This is a genomic window from Paenibacillus sp. UMB7766-LJ446 (assembly GCF_030226665.1).
Taxonomy (GTDB): Bacteria; Bacillota; Bacilli; order Paenibacillales; family Paenibacillaceae; genus Paenibacillus; species Paenibacillus vandeheii.
Genome location: NZ_JASOYM010000005.1, coordinates 12721 through 28850, shown reverse-complemented (window position 1 = coordinate 28850; position 16130 = coordinate 12721). Strand labels below are relative to the sequence as shown.

Annotated in this window: 14 protein-coding genes; 3 read left to right on the top strand and 11 right to left on the bottom strand. The window is 47.1% G+C overall.

The window, feature by feature from the left end; all coding sequences use genetic code 11:
• Positions 1-79: 79 nt before the first annotated feature.
• A complete protein-coding gene (fabF, locus tag QP794_RS14110) occupies positions 80-1318 on the bottom strand; it encodes a beta-ketoacyl-ACP synthase II (protein WP_285077536.1) in 1239 nt (412 codons plus the stop codon).
• A 142-nt stretch (positions 1319-1460) separates the two neighbouring features.
• Between fabF and QP794_RS14105 the strand changes: the two genes are divergently transcribed.
• Positions 1461-2324 carry a helix-turn-helix transcriptional regulator gene (locus QP794_RS14105; protein WP_285077534.1) on the top strand — a complete coding sequence of 288 codons (864 nt, stop codon included), beginning with the start codon at positions 1461-1463 and terminating at the stop codon, positions 2322-2324.
• A 127-nt stretch (positions 2325-2451) separates the two neighbouring features.
• Here QP794_RS14105 and QP794_RS14100 read toward each other — a convergent pair whose 3' ends face one another.
• From QP794_RS14100 to QP794_RS14055, 10 genes are all read right to left on the bottom strand, one after another.
• Entirely contained in the window at positions 2452-3291 is an 840-nt protein-coding gene (locus QP794_RS14100) for a MetQ/NlpA family ABC transporter substrate-binding protein (protein WP_079350005.1), read from the bottom strand.
• Positions 3292-3370: 79 nt separating this feature from the next.
• A complete protein-coding gene (locus tag QP794_RS14095) occupies positions 3371-4042 on the bottom strand; it encodes a methionine ABC transporter permease (RefSeq protein ID WP_285077531.1) in 672 nt (223 codons plus the stop codon).
• A complete protein-coding gene (locus QP794_RS14090) occupies positions 4029-4847 on the bottom strand; it encodes a methionine ABC transporter ATP-binding protein (protein ID WP_285077528.1) in 819 nt (272 codons plus the stop codon). The genes QP794_RS14095 and QP794_RS14090 overlap by 14 nt, the downstream gene beginning before the upstream one ends.
• A 131-nt stretch (positions 4848-4978) precedes the next feature.
• On the bottom strand, positions 4979-7267 hold the full coding sequence (locus QP794_RS14085; RefSeq protein ID WP_285077526.1) for an outer membrane protein assembly factor BamB family protein: 2289 nt from the start codon (positions 7265-7267) through the stop codon (positions 4979-4981).
• Positions 7268-7376: 109 nt separating this feature from the next.
• Positions 7377-8171, bottom strand: a complete 795-nt coding sequence (locus tag QP794_RS14080) for an energy-coupling factor transporter transmembrane component T family protein (protein ID WP_285077524.1) — start codon at positions 8169-8171, stop codon at positions 7377-7379.
• Positions 8146-9654 (bottom strand): ABC transporter ATP-binding protein, encoded by a 1509-nt coding sequence (locus QP794_RS14075; RefSeq protein ID WP_285077523.1) that lies wholly within the window; start codon positions 9652-9654, stop codon positions 8146-8148. Before QP794_RS14075 ends, QP794_RS14080 begins: the two co-directional genes overlap by 26 nt.
• On the bottom strand, positions 9655-10248 hold the full coding sequence (locus QP794_RS14070) for an ECF transporter S component (protein ID WP_285077521.1): 594 nt from the start codon (positions 10246-10248) through the stop codon (positions 9655-9657).
• Positions 10249-10893: 645 nt separating this feature from the next.
• The gene (locus tag QP794_RS14065) at positions 10894-11562 is read right to left on the bottom strand and encodes a pectate lyase (protein WP_024628995.1); all 669 of its coding nucleotides are present in this window, start codon (positions 11560-11562) and stop codon (positions 10894-10896) included.
• 365 nt (positions 11563-11927) lie between these two features.
• Positions 11928-12803 carry a radical SAM/SPASM domain-containing protein gene (locus QP794_RS14060; RefSeq protein WP_094938439.1) on the bottom strand — a complete coding sequence of 292 codons (876 nt, stop codon included), beginning with the start codon at positions 12801-12803 and terminating at the stop codon, positions 11928-11930.
• 137 nt (positions 12804-12940) lie between these two features.
• On the bottom strand, positions 12941-13633 hold the full coding sequence (locus QP794_RS14055; RefSeq protein WP_285078024.1) for an aspartate/glutamate racemase family protein: 693 nt from the start codon (positions 13631-13633) through the stop codon (positions 12941-12943).
• Between the two features lie 274 nt (positions 13634-13907).
• Between QP794_RS14055 and QP794_RS14050 the strand changes: the two genes are divergently transcribed.
• Positions 13908-15068, top strand: coding sequence for an iron-containing alcohol dehydrogenase family protein (locus tag QP794_RS14050; protein WP_285077517.1), 1161 nt, complete (start codon positions 13908-13910; stop codon positions 15066-15068).
• A complete protein-coding gene (locus QP794_RS14045) occupies positions 15065-16117 on the top strand; it encodes an ABC transporter substrate-binding protein (protein WP_285077515.1) in 1053 nt (350 codons plus the stop codon). The genes QP794_RS14050 and QP794_RS14045 overlap by 4 nt, the downstream gene beginning before the upstream one ends.
• Positions 16118-16130: the final 13 nt, after the last annotated feature.

The following is a 16130-nucleotide window of genomic DNA, read 5'->3' as shown; positions in this document are numbered from 1 at the left end:
TTTTGACAGCCGGATCGGTCGCCCACAGCAAATAAAAAGAGAACAGTGCGCCCTCGGACAGTCACTGCTCTCTGTATTGTTAAGATGAATATTTCTTCAAAATAATAACCGCATTATGACCACCAAAGCCAAAGGAGTTGGACATGCCTATCTGCATGTCAGCTTCTCGTGCAACGTTGGGTACATAATCGAGATCACACTCCGGGTCGCCCTGCTCTTGATTGATCGTCGGTGGAATGATGCCGCTTCGCAAGCTTTGAATGAGTGATATGGCTTCAGCCCCACCAGCCGCACCCAGCATATGCCCGGTCATCGATTTGTTTGCCGTTACCGGAATATCATAAGCTTCTGCACCGAACAGCTGCTTAATTGCTCGGGTCTCAGAAAGATCCCCCGCCTCTGTACTGGTAGCATGAGCATTAATGACATCTATCTCATGCGGCTGAAGCTGCGCATCTGCCAGAGCGGCTTTCATCGCCAAGTATGCACCCCGCCCTTCCGGATGGGTGGCCACCATATGATACGCGTCTGAACTGGCACCATACCCAACAATCTCCGCAAGGATGTTTGCGCCTCTAGCAAGGGCATGGGACAAGGACTCCACAACCAGGACCCCGGCGCCCTCAGCCATGACAAAACCATCTCTGCCTGCATCAAATGGTCGACTCGCCCCTTCATACGCTTCGTTTCTCGTAGATAGCGCCGTTGCATTACCGAAGCTTGCCAGCGATACTTCGGTGACAGCAGCCTCCGTCCCGCCAGCAAATATCACATCTGCCCCACCGTGACGAATCAGCCGGAAAGCCTCACCTATCGCGGTATTACCGATCGAACAGGCTGTCACTGGCGAGAGAGTCGGTCCCCAACAGCCAAACCTCATGCTCACCATGGCCGCAGCCATATTAGATATCATCATGGGCACCAGTGTTGGACTGACTCGTGCAGGCCCACGTTCAGACAGGAGTTTGCCTTGTTCCATCAGGGTCTGTATTCCGCCGATGCCGGAACCGATATATACGCCAACTCGCTCCCTGTCCACATGATCCATCACAAGACCGGAGTCAGCCAGAGCCTGATCTGCTGCCGCAACAGCAAATTGCACGAACCGATCCATACGCCGTGCTTCCTTTCGTCCAAACCGTTCCTCTCCGTCAAAATCACGGACCACTCCTGCTATCTTCGTTTTGTAGGACGTTGTGTCGAACGCCTCAATAGGCGAAACTCCTGATTTGCCTTTCACCAATCCATTCCAAAATGTATGCACATCATTCCCCAAAGGAGAGATAATCCCCATTCCAGTAATAACTACACGTTCCATAATGCATCCTCCTTCAGTGCTCTTTCCATACCTGTTTCGTTCAGTTATGCACTTATATTGCCATTCGTATTATCCTATTACAAGTTGCCAATTATAATAGTATAATGACTACCATGATAAACTCAGGATTGAAGGTGATGGCATGAACCATGATGTCAGGCTACAGGCACTATCCGCTTTTCTGAAAAACCAACGCTCCAAAATCTCTCCGGAATCCGTCGGATTACCCGCAGGCACACGCCGAAGAACGCCAGGATTAAGAAGAGAAGAAGTATCCCAGTTGGCTGGTGTAAGCACAACGTGGTACACCTGGCTGGAACAGGGCCGGGATATTCAGGTATCTCATTCCGTGCTGGATAACATCGCTTCAGCTCTCAAGCTGACTGCGGATGAACGGAAATATTTATTTTCCCTTGCTCTAGAGTATCATTCGGAACTTTATATCCTGGATGAGAAGCCGCTCCAAATTCATCCTTCCTTGCAGAAAATATTGCAGGAACTTCGCAATTGTCCCACAATCATCTCGGACCGACGCTGCCATATTGTTGGCTGGAACGACGCGGCCCGGCATGTGTTTATGGACTTTGAACAGATTCCTGCAGAACAACGGAACATGATCAGCTTGTTGTTTGAACGAAAAGAATTTCGTAGACTGGCCGTCAATTGGGAGGATTTTGTTAGCGGATTTCTGGCTATTTTCCGTGCTTATTACGGTCAATATGTCGATGATGAATGGTATAACCTGTTTTTGGATGACATGATGGACCGATATCCTGATTTTCATACCCTCTGGAAACAAAGCAGTGTTAGCAGCGCCCCGGACGTGTTGATTGAATTTAGACATTCCCGAGCTGGCAAAATGCTTTTTGATCTTACCTCGTTACAGGTTCAGGGAAATGCTGATCTGCGGTGCAGCATCTACACACCTGCAACAGACACCGCTACCGAGCGGAAATTGATCCGCCTCATGGGGCCGAAGGCAGAAGGTGATTCTGATAAAAGCTGATGCTGCTCTTTCTCATTTACTCCGTAATGCAGATTAACAAAAAAGACCCAGGCGATGAGGCCTGGGTCTTCGTATTTGTCTTGGATCATAGGTTTAAAATCATTTCAGTTGCAGATGAACTGAGATCTTATTTAAAAGCCGGGATCGCAATATCCGCATACTTCTCTTCAAAGAATGCCTTCACTTCTGGACCCGCCATACGCTTCGCCAGTTTCTGAATGGCTTCAGAATCCTTGTTATCTTCCCGGGCAACCAACGTAATGGCAAAATGGGAATCATCCTTCTCCGTAAACAGCGCATCCTTCTTCGGTGTAAGTCCAAGTGGACTCGCATAGGCCGGAGTCATGGCAACCAGATCGGCATCATCCAGCATGCGGGCCAACATCAACAGATCCACTTCTTTGAACTTGAAGTTTTTCGTATTCTCCGTGATGTCTGCTTGTGTTGCATTGAATCCGACGCCTTCTTTCAGCTTGATCAGGCCATTCTGCTCCATCATCACCAGCGAGCGTCCAATATTAGATGGATCGTTGGCAATCGCAACCGTTGCACCTTCAGGCAGTTCTTCCATGGATTTAAACTTTTTGGAATACGCTCCGTAGATCGCATTGTAGATTGGCTGCACAGCTACCAGATTGGCATTGTTCGCTTCATTGTACTGGTTCATATAAGGCACATGCTGGAAGAAGTTTGCATCCACTTCCTTGTTCGCCAGTGCAGTATTCGGTTGAACGTTATCCGAAAGCACCACGACTTCCAGATTAACACCATCTTCTTTCAGCAATGGCTTCACAATATCCAACACATCCGTCATTGGCGGAATCAAAGTAGCTACTTTCAATGTCACTTCTTGTCCGGCTTGGCTGCCTTCCTTGGTTCCTTCCGCCGCAGGTGTTTCTTCTTTTTTGCCGCATCCGGCTGCAACCAGCGTTACTGCCAGCAGCATGAGCATTAGTTTTGCTTTCATCTGTATATTTACCCCTTCATCATGTAATCTGTATTGGTCATGCTGTATTTCATTTTTTTCTTTGCTGGCCTGTCCCTAATCAGGATCTGCGATCAAGCCAGCGGGATAATCTGCTGCCTGTGAATTGGATCATCTGTACCAGGATAATCATAATGATAATGGTAAATACCATGATTTCCGTCTCGAATCGCTGATAGCCGTAACGAATCGCAAAATCACCAACCCCACCACCACCGACGATCCCCATCACCGTAGAGTATGAGATGAAACTGATGGTGGCAGTTGTTAAACCGAGGACGAGTCCTGAACGGGCCTCCACATACAGGAACTTCACCACAAGTTGCATGGTCGATGCGCCCATGGAAGAAGCAGCTTCAACCACACCTTTCGGTACATCAAGCAATGCTTGTTCTACCAGTCTGGCGTAATAAGCAATTGCGATGATCGAGAGCGGGACGGTTGCCGCGAGCGTCCCGATGGATGTTCCAACGATTAGGCGGGTGAACGGAATCATAAATACGACCAGCAACAGAAACGGGAAGGAACGAATGATGTTAACAAGGCTTCCCAGAATCGTGAACAGAGGTCGATTCTGATAACGTTGCCCTTTTCTGAACAGATATAATAGTGTTCCAAGTGGCAACCCGATTAACACTGCCGCCATGATGGAGATCCCCACCATAACAAAGGTTTCCCCGATGGCTTGCCATATTTCATGCTGATATTCCACAACGGATTCAGGTATCATCATTATGATCCTCCTGACCACCATGAAGAGAGGCATTTCGTCCGATAATGGATATATCCTCACCCATCAGTAAGGATGTCAGCAGATCAGGCTGCGGTACCGGTATACTGCGTACTTCCGTTTTCGACAGCGTTTTGACAATCCGTCCCTCTTTCATCACCGATATCCGGTCGCAAAGCTTTCGGGCAACCTCCATCTCATGCGTAACAAGTACAATCGTCACACCCAGCGTTTCATGGACATGACGCAGCACATCCAGAATTCCACTCGTTGTCTGCGGATCGAGCGATGATGTAGGTTCATCACAGAGCAGCACATCCGGACGGCTGGAAAGTGCTCTTGCGATGGCAACACGTTGCTTTTGCCCTCCGCTTAATTGTGCAGGATATTGATTGGCCTTATCCTCAAGTCCGACAAATCTCAATACTTCCTGTCCCCGCGCAAGCCGATCGGAACGGGAAACGCCAGCAAGTTCCAGAGGCATGCAGACATTGCCAATCACTGTCCGATTGCTAACCAGATTGAAGTGCTGAAAAATCATGCCAATGGACCTTCGGGCCTGACGCAGACTCCGCTCACTCATCCGGGTCAGATGCTGCCCATTTACAATGACTTCGCCGTCATCCGGTTTCTCCAATCCATTGAGCATGCGCAGAAGCGTGGATTTCCCTGCACCACTGGAGCCGATAATGCCGTGGATCTCTCCCTGGCCTACTTCCAGGGAAACCGAGCTTAGCGCCTCGAATCCCTGATCCTCACGGGACCCACGCTCGTTATAACGCTTGCTTACCCCGTATAATGAAATCATGGGAGATTCCTCCTGCGATTGATCGTACATGGTCCTTTAAGAACACATGAAGAAAGCCCGCACAGCCGATAACCGGAGCGCGAGCAATCCTGTTTATCTATAATAAATCATCATTCGACATGAAACAAGCTTTAACGTGAGATATCTATGTTCAAGTCACTTGCTTCATATATGCTAAACCGTCCGTTGGACGATCCGATATAGATTTCATTTCCGAGCCGATTCATGGTTCCATTCTTCGCATCCCGATCACGATGCTCCGGGCTTCCCATTACAACGTCATGTACACGGCCGATCAAGGTACCGTCATGTTTATCCATGATCAGAAGATCCTCACCCATCGGCAGCAAAAGCTGATCATCAATCACCAGGTAACTCCCCTGATTGGTAGGATATCGAAGTGAAGAAATCGTGTTTTGTGCGGACCAACGTGTTTCGCCTGTATCATATGCAAGGGCTGCTGGATAACCGTTTTTGATTACATATAATTGATCGTCCTCCACGAGGACCCGTTCAATTTTGTCGTTCAGCGTCCATCGTTTTTTACTACTCTTGGCATTATACAAGGTGGTTGTGAAATCTGCATAATCACCATACATTTCCCCGTTTTTGTGCTCACGGATGAGTATCATGCCGTCATTCAGCACTTCGATTTGCTGTCCCATCCGGGCTGGAAACTGTGCATGCTTCTTACCTGTGCTCAGATCGACCAGCACCCACAGGTCATCCAGCAGCATCCAGCGTTCTGGCTGTGCAGCTGCAAACGGATCAAGGCGGATGATTCCATCAAAATAAGGATTCCGATCCAGAGGCTCTATCGTCGATTTTGCCGCAGCAATGCTCCACACCGTACGGCCAGATCGCGGATCGGCTGCAATCAATTTATCCTTTTCCCAATACATGACATAAGGATCTTCTGCGCTCTTGTTTAATAATTCATAGCCGGCAGTTAGTTTACGCTTCCACAATGTTTTTCCGTTCTTGCTGTCCAACACGGTTAACCAGCTATTGCTTGAACCTTCAACAACCGGACTATCAACAACGACTGCATTCTTTGCGGCAGTAATGCCTTTCAATCTGTTTTGTTTCTGTGGGGTGTACTCCCAAGTGACCTCTCCATCCTTCAGCCGGAGATGGCGTATACGATCCACATATTCTTTCTTGTCTGGGTCGTAACTTGTATATATCGTCACAGCTTTACGGTCGCTATCTATATATGCTTGCAGCGCACCATACCCTGAATTGATCTGCCATAGTTTCTGGCCTGTATGACGATTAAGGGCGTATATGGAACCTTCGTAGTAACCCCCACTAAATCCACCGTCATCCCCTTTCATCAGGAGCACATCATCCGTCGCTGCTTGCAAAAAGGTATAATTGATATCCCCTTGATTCGTCCATATTGGTTTCCAAGGTAGTGTTATCGGCAATGATTTGCCTGTGATTTTGGTGGTGAATTCGTATTCATCCGAACGACCGAAGCTCCAATCAGACTCCACCTTGTTTGGATCATCTTGCGATATGTTCCAGCGTGTTCTGGCAAGTTTGCCGTTCTTATCGAATGTCACCAGAAATTGGGCATCTGTTCGCTCATATCGCCAGGTCTGTCCAATACTCATTGCATAACCAGTGTCATTCAAATTGGCCGAATTCTCTTTCCAGTCCGGTTCACCGAGCCATTGTTTGACTTGTTTGGAGGTTGTTTTTTTGTTCAACATGATATCCGTCAAATGGCGTACAGCCAACGCGGACTGCGATGCATCCTGTTGAAACCAACCATCCGCTACAATGGCTTGCTGCTCTATACTCTGTGCCTTGATCCAGAGCAGTGCAGGTCGATAAGTGAATGATTCCTTGTTCCAGATTCGTGGAGCGATGGAAACGCCATACCAATCCTTTGTCGCTGCAACAATCACCGCCTGATCTGTAAGCGATGGACTTGGAGACCAGCTTGTCGAGCTTCCCGGAGCCAGATACAGCTTACTTCCGGGACGAAGACTGAACGTTTGGGGAGTTATAGTCTTCAAACTTCGACTTTCCTTGGATGCGTACCAGCCGGGAATCCAGAATTCCCCTCTGCTGTAATCCTCGAATTTGATCCATTCGCCGCGAACGGCTTGTATTTTAATTTTCTCATTGCTGGAGGTGTAGTACTGTATTCCCATCAAATCAACGGGCACTTTGTTATCTATAACTTGGGTGTATAGGGGCATACCTGCCTCCAAATTCAAGGTATCTCCCTTTTTATAAGTCGTTTTCGCTTGTGCAGACAAGGCTTGAGTTGTCGAACCGGAGCCCTGTCCTGCCCGTGGTTCAGTATCCATTTCCACCAGCATGAACCCCGTAACCAGTACGGCCGATATTCCAGCTACAGTGATCCATAGGTACCCCGTCTTTTGCCACATCGACCCTCTCTTCACGCTCGTTCACCTCATCTATTTGAAGTTATTTCCATTAAAGACGTTTTGAACAAGGAAAAGTTACTGTTACTCCCAAATATATTTACCAAGCGTGAAATAATTACAGGTCTCACCTTACATCCACAACCGTTGAATTATAAGGGAATGTGATCCCCAATAGATAAGCAGCCGTTAACATAATGATAAAATACCCCACAAACCATACATCCGCTTGGGAGTACCCAATCTGAACATAAAACGTCCGGCTCCCGCCTTCCTTGAATCCCTTCGCTTCCATCGCCACCGCCATACGCTGCGCACGGCGAATACTCTGTGCAAGTAGTGGAATAGCATATCGTTTCAGGATGCCATAAACATTCCAGCGGGAGCCGCGCTGCCTCGTTCCCCGAATGCGGATGGCGTAAAGCAGCGTCTGGAATTCATCCAGTAAAATCGGAATCATTCGCATAGCCGCCAGAAAACTATAAGCATACTTGGGTGGGAGCCTCCACTGCTGCATGAGAGAATAAAAGAGACGAACAGGCTTGGTCGTCAGGCCGAACAACAATCCAGCCGCCGCCATACTTAGCGAACGAAATCCCAGGTGTAACCCACGATAAAAGTTCTCTTCGGTAATATGAATCAATCCCCACTGAAACCAAGTGGTCTCGCCTTTACCAAACATGATCATACCTGTGGAAGTTGATATAAATACCAGAATGAACGGAGACGCGTACAGCAATAACCTGGGCCATGGGTGACCTGTCCAGACCAACAATAACAGCATGACAACTGCCACATTAGCCATTACATTCAGGTTGTGAATAAGGATGACGAAGACAAACAGCAATGTCAGGAAAGTCATTTTCAATCCCGGATTCACCGCGTGAAGCCAGGTCTCACGATGAGGAAACGAAAGCTGCATCCGTTAACCTCCCCTTATCCACCGTCCAGATCCGGTTGCAATAACGCTTCACGATTTCCCGGTCATGCGTAACCATCACAATAGCTGTCCCTTCACGCCGCAGCCGTTCCAGCTGTGATAACATCGCAAAGGTATTTCGCGCATCCTGTCCAAATGTAGGCTCATCCAGTAACAAAATACGCTGTTCTCGCACCAGAGCAGACGCTACACTCAAGCGGCGTTTCTGTCCCATCGACAGTTGGTAGGGATGCCGCTCGGACAGCTCTTCCAGTCCGAATTGCTCCAGCATATGATCAGTTCGAACATTTCTGTCTTTGGCAGTTAGTTTGCCACCCAGCAAGGAAAATCCCACTTCTTCCCGGGCCGTATTTGTCACGAATTGAAATTCAGGATTCTGGAATACAAAGGCAATGTGATCTGCAAGCTGTTCCGTTTTTCCGGCCGTTTGTCCTTCCACAACATAATGACCTGTCGTTTTTAGGATATTCATCATAGACAGCAATAATGAACTTTTACCTGCCCCGTTAGCTCCGACAATCGCCACCCAATCTCCGTAACATACCTTGGCCTGTTCCACCTGAATGAATGGCGTTTTTCCGCGCCATCCGGTGAATTGCTGCATTTCCAGGACTGGCTGGAGCTGAGCAGAAGCTCGCTCTTCTTTGTTACCCATACTTTCAGTTTCTGTGGTCGCATAAAGAATAGGCTCTTCTTTGACCAACACCTGTGACCTCGTCTGGCCCCGTTCTTCCCAAACCCCTGGATACCAGATTCCGTATTCTCTCAGCATATTCCGCTCATCCGTAAACACCTGATTCGCGGGGCCATCCGCTACAATCTTTCCTTCAGGCGACAATACGATGATTCGATCTACCCAATCGACAATTTCATTAATTTTATGTTCAACGATAATGAGTGTTTTGTCCTGTGCAATCTGTTTCACCGTATCCCACACCTGTGAGGTTCCCTCATCATCCAGCAGCGCCGTTGGTTCATCCAAAAAGAGCACGTCCGGCTCCATCGCAAGAATCGAAGCCATCGCAAGACGCTGCTTCATGCCCTGAGACATGGATTGTATCAGTGTTCGATTATGTTCAAAGTGTAACCCGACTTGTTCCAAGTATTGATGGATAAGAGCTGGCATCTGCTCACGCGGAATATTTCTGTTTTCAAGGACAAAAGCAATCTCTTCATCCGTATATGACATACAGAACTGGGTGTCCGGATCTTGAAAAACAATGCCGGGCTGTTCGGGCACCTGAATATCGTCGCACTTCATCGGAATCTCCACAGATCGCGGAATCAGACCGCTCAGAATTTGCAACAAGGTCGATTTGCCCGAGCCACTGGGTCCAAGTAACAACACTTTCTCCCCTTGACGCACAGAGAGAGACAAGCCTTGAAACACCAAGGCCTTCTCTCCCGGGAACTTGCATCTTAGATTCGTAACACCTGCCGCCTGCGCATTCCCCTTCGTGATCATCTAGTCCAATGCCTCATAATCCTGCTTTGAAACTGGTCTGAGCGAGCGCGTAACCCCTGTCAGCTCCAACGCTTTGGCCAGATAATAGGCGAATACACCCGCAATCAGAATACTACCTATGAAGCGGAAACCGATAAACAGCGTATAATTCCACGCCGAGAGTGAATCGATGTACCCGTACTGATAATCCAGCAATAGCGATGCCGCTGCTGCTCCAATCGCTGCGAGGCAGGTGACAAACAGGTTCGTTTTTCGATACAGCATTGCAGCAAAGAATATCTCTGCCCCCAGTCCTTGAAACAAGCCATACACCAGTGTGGACATCCCCCATTCACTTCCAAGAAAAGCACTCACTGTTGATGCCGCAACTTCAGCGAGAATAGCCACGCCCGGCTTACGGATAATGACAAAAGCAAACGTGCCCGCCATAAACCACATGCCATAGATCATCTGCTCTGCATGAACGCCGAACGGTTTCATCAGATCATACGTTGGCCCCCATATTTTGTAGATTACTCCAAACACAACTGCAATCACGATCGTTACCAAGATATCGGTTAATTTCAATTTGTTACTGCGTGATTCTGTCGACATGTTCTCTACTTCCTTCCTCTGTTTCCCTTGGATTATAAAAAAAACAAAAAAGCCTCCCCGGTTACCAGGCAGGCCATACGCACAGTTTACAATTCTCACGATGCTACGGATTAGGCAAATATGGAGAAAGAAGAAAACAAACGACACCATCCCCGTCACATCAGGAAAAATCCCGCTGCACCCAAGAAACGCTGACATCTATCATCTATCATCTATTCCTTATCCTTAATCCTTACCATTGCACATCGCAAATTCATGTTCTCTACGCTGGCATTACCCAGATCAGATATACGGTCAGCGGCACAAGGCCACTCTCTCAGCCCAACTTCATTGAGCTCCCGGTTCACTTATTTCATTGCTTCTACTGTACAACACATGGGTATTTGTGACAATCCCGATAAGAGAAAATCAAGTTTAACCTAGGGGAAAGAGTGATTAAATATATGGTTCTTCTTGCGGAAATATGCTTCTGCATCTCACAACGGTGTAAATGGGAGCGAATAGTGTGTCAGGTTCATTTAGACCAAAAATAACGCCAACAAGGGTTGTCCCCCGTCATTATGATGACTTATGGGACAGCCCCTTTTAATTGGCATGCTTCAACTCGTTTATAGGAAAACGATTACGAACCGACACGAACCGTATTTAATATTGCGTATTCCCGGATTGACTTGTTTTGCCTGATGCAAAGCCTTTAAACAAGGTCGGTACTTTGGAGTAACGTGTATTTGTAATTTTCCCTTGCGATGTACTGCTGTCCGTACGCATAATAGAATCTTTAACATTGGAAATGTCCGAGTTGTCGAGCGTCATGTTCACCGCGAAGGTTGTTCCACCATTTTGACGCACCAGCTTGCCAATATCGTCTGCACGGAAATTTTTAATGTTAATCGTCCCCGCTGCATTGATTTGAAACACTTTATCATAGGCTTTGTAAGCTGCCCCGCCCGTAATGTTGACCGTGCCAGCTGACTTCAGAGTCAGAGCGTCCTCGCCTACATCCTCCCAAACCACATTTGATATCGTACAGTTACCGTAACAATGAACACCATCAGCTGCAGGCGAACCGATAATCACATTTTTGAGCGTAGCGCCTGCCTCCAAGCGAAATACCGGCTTCTGATCTTCTGCTTGAGATCCATCTCCCAGTGTGGAGGGGTTAGCTACATAGGTTTGGCCTTTGCCGTCAAACGTTTCACCCTTGGCTACAATAATTGTTGAGTTTACAACGGTAGGTGCAGCTAAAGCGGGGATTGCACCAAATAATGAAGCGACCAGACCGGCGGACAGCAACAACGTCAACATTTTTTTCATAACTTAAATCCTCCCTTATTCTGATATTTGGCGTACAAGCAAGAGCTTGTCCTTACGGAACCCCTCAGAGGTGCACCTCTGGTTCGGAACCTACCCTAATCCTACCAAAAAAGGGATGTTACAATAATAATCATTAGCTTAGATATAGAAACGTCAGCATCATGCCTGTGATCTCGGCATTTTTTGCAGCGCACTTCAACGTCGAATGTGCCGATCTCAACTTCGGGTATGCCTTATTTACAACTCGTAATCTATGGTTAGATGCTCCTTTATCGTTCTAGAAAAAACGAAAGACCACTTCATCTGTTTCCAGACAATGTGATCTCTATTATTTTGATCTCTGATTATATTTATTAAATTACGCTTTAGGCTCCAAACCGTTGACGATATCCGCACTTCCGACATAATTCCTCCACCGCTTCCCGTTTGGAGAAACCATAGAACAGATTGTTTGCTCGTTCACCATCTACTATCTCCGAGAACGATTTTTCGTGAACATTGCCCAAGTTAATTACACCCTCACCGTCGAGGCAGCATGGAACCACAGTTCCATCGACAAGCACAGCTGCTTGACTGCGAAGCGCATGACAGAAGCCTTTACCGTCATCTTCCGGTGCATCCAGACTCGGCCACTGGAATTCGTGATCCTGATTGAGGTACACATTATGCGCAATTTTCACACCGCTGCCTGGCACCACCTTTTCCTCAATGCGGAAATCCAGATTAAACTCCCGTTCAAGAACCTCCAGTGTCTCCCGGTTACGGTTCATCTGGGCATTGGTGAAGTTATCCTGTGTCAGATTCCAGAGACGGAATGAAATAATAACATTGTGCTTCACTGCTTCCCGGACAAAAGACAACACATTGCCCAGATAGCCCTCACGATCTGTCGAACCTTCGTGTCCATCAAAGCTGTGCAAAGAAAAGTTCATCTGACGCAGCGCCGGTTTGCCGAGCAACTTGTGCTGGGTCTTGGGCAGCAGTGTACCATTCGTCGTAATGTTAACCTTGAACCCCTTCTCATGCGCGGAATCGAGTAACAAGTCAATTTTGGGATGAAGCAGCGGCTCACCTTTGACATGTAAATAAATATGCTTGGTATGGGGTTTGATCTGATCCAATATATTGTTGAAGACTTCGGGGTCAATGAAATTTTTGGCACGTTTCGTCTGCGGGCAGAAGCTGCATGCCAGATTACATATACTTGTGATCTCAATATATACTTTCTTGAATGTTTTCAACTCGGGGTCCCCATTCTGCTTAAGAGGGAGAACAGTCCCACCCTCATTTATGATCCGGCCCATATGTGCCACCACTATTATATCGGGTTAGAGAGCCAAGGTAAATCCGAGAACTAGTTTATCTGGTTGTGTCAAAATTATTTAGCTAATGCCAAATTAACAGATTCGATGGCATGTATTCGTGTTGTATCAAATAATGGAACTTCTGAATCCTCTGGTTTTACTAATAATCCAATTTCGGTGCAACCTAATATTATCCCCTCAGCTCCATCATCAACTAACCTCTTGATTACCTTTTTATAATAATCCCTTGATAATTGTTGAATTTCCCCTATACATAATTCCTCATATATTACTTTATTTATTACTTTTCTATCCTCTTCATTCGGTATCAAAACCTTAATACCATTTAATTCAATTCTTGTTTTATAAAAGTCTTGTTCCATCGTATATTTAGTGCCAAGTAAACCAACCGTACTTATTTTGGATTTTTGAATTTGATTTGCTGTTGAATCGGCAATGTGTACAATGGGTAAACTCACCTTTTCTTCAATATGTTTAATCACTTTATGCATCGTATTTGTACACAATACAATCATTTCTGCTCCTGCCTTTTCCAAAGACTGAGCAGCATTCCCTAATAATGTACCCGAGCTTTCCCAATCACCTTCAGCTTGATAGCGCTCGATTTTTGCAAAATCCACACTATATAAAATGCACTTGGCTGAATGCAATCCTCCCAATTTAATTTTCACTTCTTCGTTAATAATTCGATAATATTCTAACGATGATTCCCAGCTCATTCCACCAATAAGGCCAATAGTTTTCATAATCATAAACACTCCCCCTATTTGATATCCCGAAAGCAACATATAGAAATTTTACCGTATCTTTCTTATTAAATAAACCTGCCCCAGTAAGAGGAGTAGAGAGTCGATGTTTCTTTTTTCTCCTTTCTGTTATCACCTATAGATTCTTTCAATCGAAGTATAGGATGTATTGATTGTCCAGGTTATTGTGGTTGGAGAGTTGCAATGCTAGAATCTAAACAATTTAAAACCAAGTTAAAACGTAAGAATAATATGTTATAAAGGGAGTGTAATCATGATTACTGTTAAAGCACCCGCAGTATATGTACACGAGGCTAACCTTCTTGAACGAAGCGGCTCAAGGATTGCACAGCTTGGGCATCATGCTCTCATCATTGCCGGTGAGTCTGCATGGGGAGCCGTACAGCCCCACCTTCTGCCTTCACTGGAAGAGCATCAGGTCAAGTTCCATGTGCAGCTATTTCGTGGGGAAGTGACGACAGGTCAGATTGATGCGTTCACCCAGCACGCTTTCGATCTGGACGTTGATCTGATTATCGGTATAGGGGGCGGCAGGGTACTCGATCTGTCCAAAGCGGTTGCGGAGCAGGCGAACCTTCCGATTGTGACCATTCCAACCATTGCAGCAACCTGTGCCGCATGGTCTGCCTTAACCGTGCTCTACGATGAACAAGGGCAGGCTGCAGGATATCGCCCCCTCCGTCGTTCTCCGAATCTGATTCTGGCTGACAGTCGCATCCTGGCAATTGCCCCTAAACGATATTTGGCCGCAGGCATTGGCGATACGCTGGTCAAATGGCATGAGTTCGCGGTCAACCTCAGTGGAAACAGCGCCAGTCTTACGCTGCGACATAGTGTCAGCACCGCCAAGCTTGCACTCGATATTCTGGAAGCACATGCTATCGATGTCTATGAGTCCCCCGACACTACCGGAAATACACCGCAATTCCGTGATGTTATCGACGCTATTATTGTCCTCGCAGGGCTTGTCGGCAGTATCAGTGACGGATCCCTCCATGCAGCTATAGCTCACGGATTACACGATAGCCTCACCAGATTGCCTGAGACGCATGCTTCGCTGCACGGAGAAAAGGTAGCTTTCGGGCTGTTCACCCAACGTATTCTCGAAGGCAAAGCAGATGCCGAGCTGAATGAGCTGCTTACTCTGTTACACAAGCTGAATCTACCCATTACCCTTGCCCAGCTTGGCCTACATAGTCAACCACAGGAAGCTGCTGTACGCATTGCAGTTGGATTGAAATTACGAGAAGGCAGTGCAGAACACCTCTCCTTCGGAGTTAGTACAGCGCAGGTAACCGAAGCCATTCTTCAGGCAGACCGTATCGGCAGAGCGTTTATTGCATCCGGCAGCTTCTATGAGTCTGATAAGTCCACTGAGAGAATTTCACATACCAAGGAGGTTTCTTCCCTATGATTCGTCGAAATCGCCGTTACTCCCTACCTTTAACCGCTCTTGTGAGTACATTTCTCCTTCTCATTGTGTCCGGCTGTTCTACAGGAGCTGATCATCAGGCTACAGGTGCAGGCACATCACCTACAGCCGCTTCTAATTCAACCAGTGGTGTTTCCATTCGGGTAGGTCAGACTGGATGGGGCAATCTTGAATTAGGGCTGAAGGCCGCCGGGCTCGATGACACCCTCTACACAGTGCATTACAACGTATTTCAGGGCGGCAATCTCATCCTGGAAGCGATGGCCGCAAACCAGCTTGACTTTGGTGTGACTAGCGAGATCCCTCCTATTTTTGCCTCCCAAGCTGCGAACGGTGGGAGCTTCAAAATCATAGCCGTACAACAAGGCAGCACATTAAATCAGGAAGTTGTTGTACCCAAAGATTCACCGATTCAATCCATCGCTGAATTGAAAGGCAAGAAAGTCGCATTTGTAAAAAATACAACTGCCCACTATTTCCTGCTCAAAATGCTGGAGGAAGCTGGATTAACCTGGAGTGACATCAGCCCTGTCGAACTTACGACTGCTGATGGCCACAGCGCCTTGATCAGCGGAAAAGTGGAAGCTCTCGCCAGTTACGGCAACGCCATCATCTCCGCACATCAGAATGAAGCAATCACCATCGCCAGCGCCAAAGACATTCTGTCAGGCAGCTTTCTTGTTGCCGCCTCGGATCAGGCCCTTGCCGATGAAGATCAGAAAAAGGCTCTCGCCGACTATTTGGAACGAATTAACAAATTTAACGAATGGGCTCGCACACATCAGGAAGAATGGGCTCAAATTACTGCTGACAGCACCCACCAGCCATTGGAGCAGGCACTTAAAACCTACAGGGACGGAGAAGCCCAACGGCCTTCACGCATTGTTGCCATTTCTGATAATGCACTCAAGTCCGAACAGGATGTAGCGGATACGTTCCAGCAAGCAGGCATTTTTGATCAAGCGGTAGATGTAAGCAGGTTTTGGAGTGATGTACTTAGCGATCAGTTGCCAGCTGCTGAAGGCAAATAAGAACAGGCAAGGA

What these genes read in the sequence shown, in the direction of transcription:
- fabF (WP_285077536.1), bottom strand. Translation starts at nt 1,318, where the DNA reads ATGGAACGTGTAGTTATTACTGGAATGGGGATTATCTCTCCTTTGGGG.
- QP794_RS14105 (WP_285077534.1), top strand. Translation starts at nt 1,461, where the DNA reads ATGAACCATGATGTCAGGCTACAGGCACTATCCGCTTTTCTGAAAAAC.
- QP794_RS14100 (WP_079350005.1), bottom strand. Translation starts at nt 3,291, where the DNA reads ATGAAAGCAAAACTAATGCTCATGCTGCTGGCAGTAACGCTGGTTGCA.
- QP794_RS14095 (WP_285077531.1), bottom strand. Translation starts at nt 4,042, where the DNA reads ATGATGATACCTGAATCCGTTGTGGAATATCAGCATGAAATATGGCAA.
- QP794_RS14090 (WP_285077528.1), bottom strand. Translation starts at nt 4,847, where the DNA reads ATGATTTCATTATACGGGGTAAGCAAGCGTTATAACGAGCGTGGGTCC.
- QP794_RS14080 (WP_285077524.1), bottom strand. Translation starts at nt 8,171, where the DNA reads ATGCAGCTTTCGTTTCCTCATCGTGAGACCTGGCTTCACGCGGTGAAT.
- QP794_RS14075 (WP_285077523.1), bottom strand. Translation starts at nt 9,654, where the DNA reads ATGATCACGAAGGGGAATGCGCAGGCGGCAGGTGTTACGAATCTAAGA.
- QP794_RS14070 (WP_285077521.1), bottom strand. Translation starts at nt 10,248, where the DNA reads ATGTCGACAGAATCACGCAGTAACAAATTGAAATTAACCGATATCTTG.
- QP794_RS14065 (WP_024628995.1), bottom strand. Translation starts at nt 11,562, where the DNA reads ATGAAAAAAATGTTGACGTTGTTGCTGTCCGCCGGTCTGGTCGCTTCA.
- QP794_RS14055 (WP_285078024.1), bottom strand. Translation starts at nt 13,633, where the DNA reads ATGAAAACTATTGGCCTTATTGGTGGAATGAGCTGGGAATCATCGTTA.
- QP794_RS14050 (WP_285077517.1), top strand. Translation starts at nt 13,908, where the DNA reads ATGATTACTGTTAAAGCACCCGCAGTATATGTACACGAGGCTAACCTT.
- QP794_RS14045 (WP_285077515.1), top strand. Translation starts at nt 15,065, where the DNA reads ATGATTCGTCGAAATCGCCGTTACTCCCTACCTTTAACCGCTCTTGTG.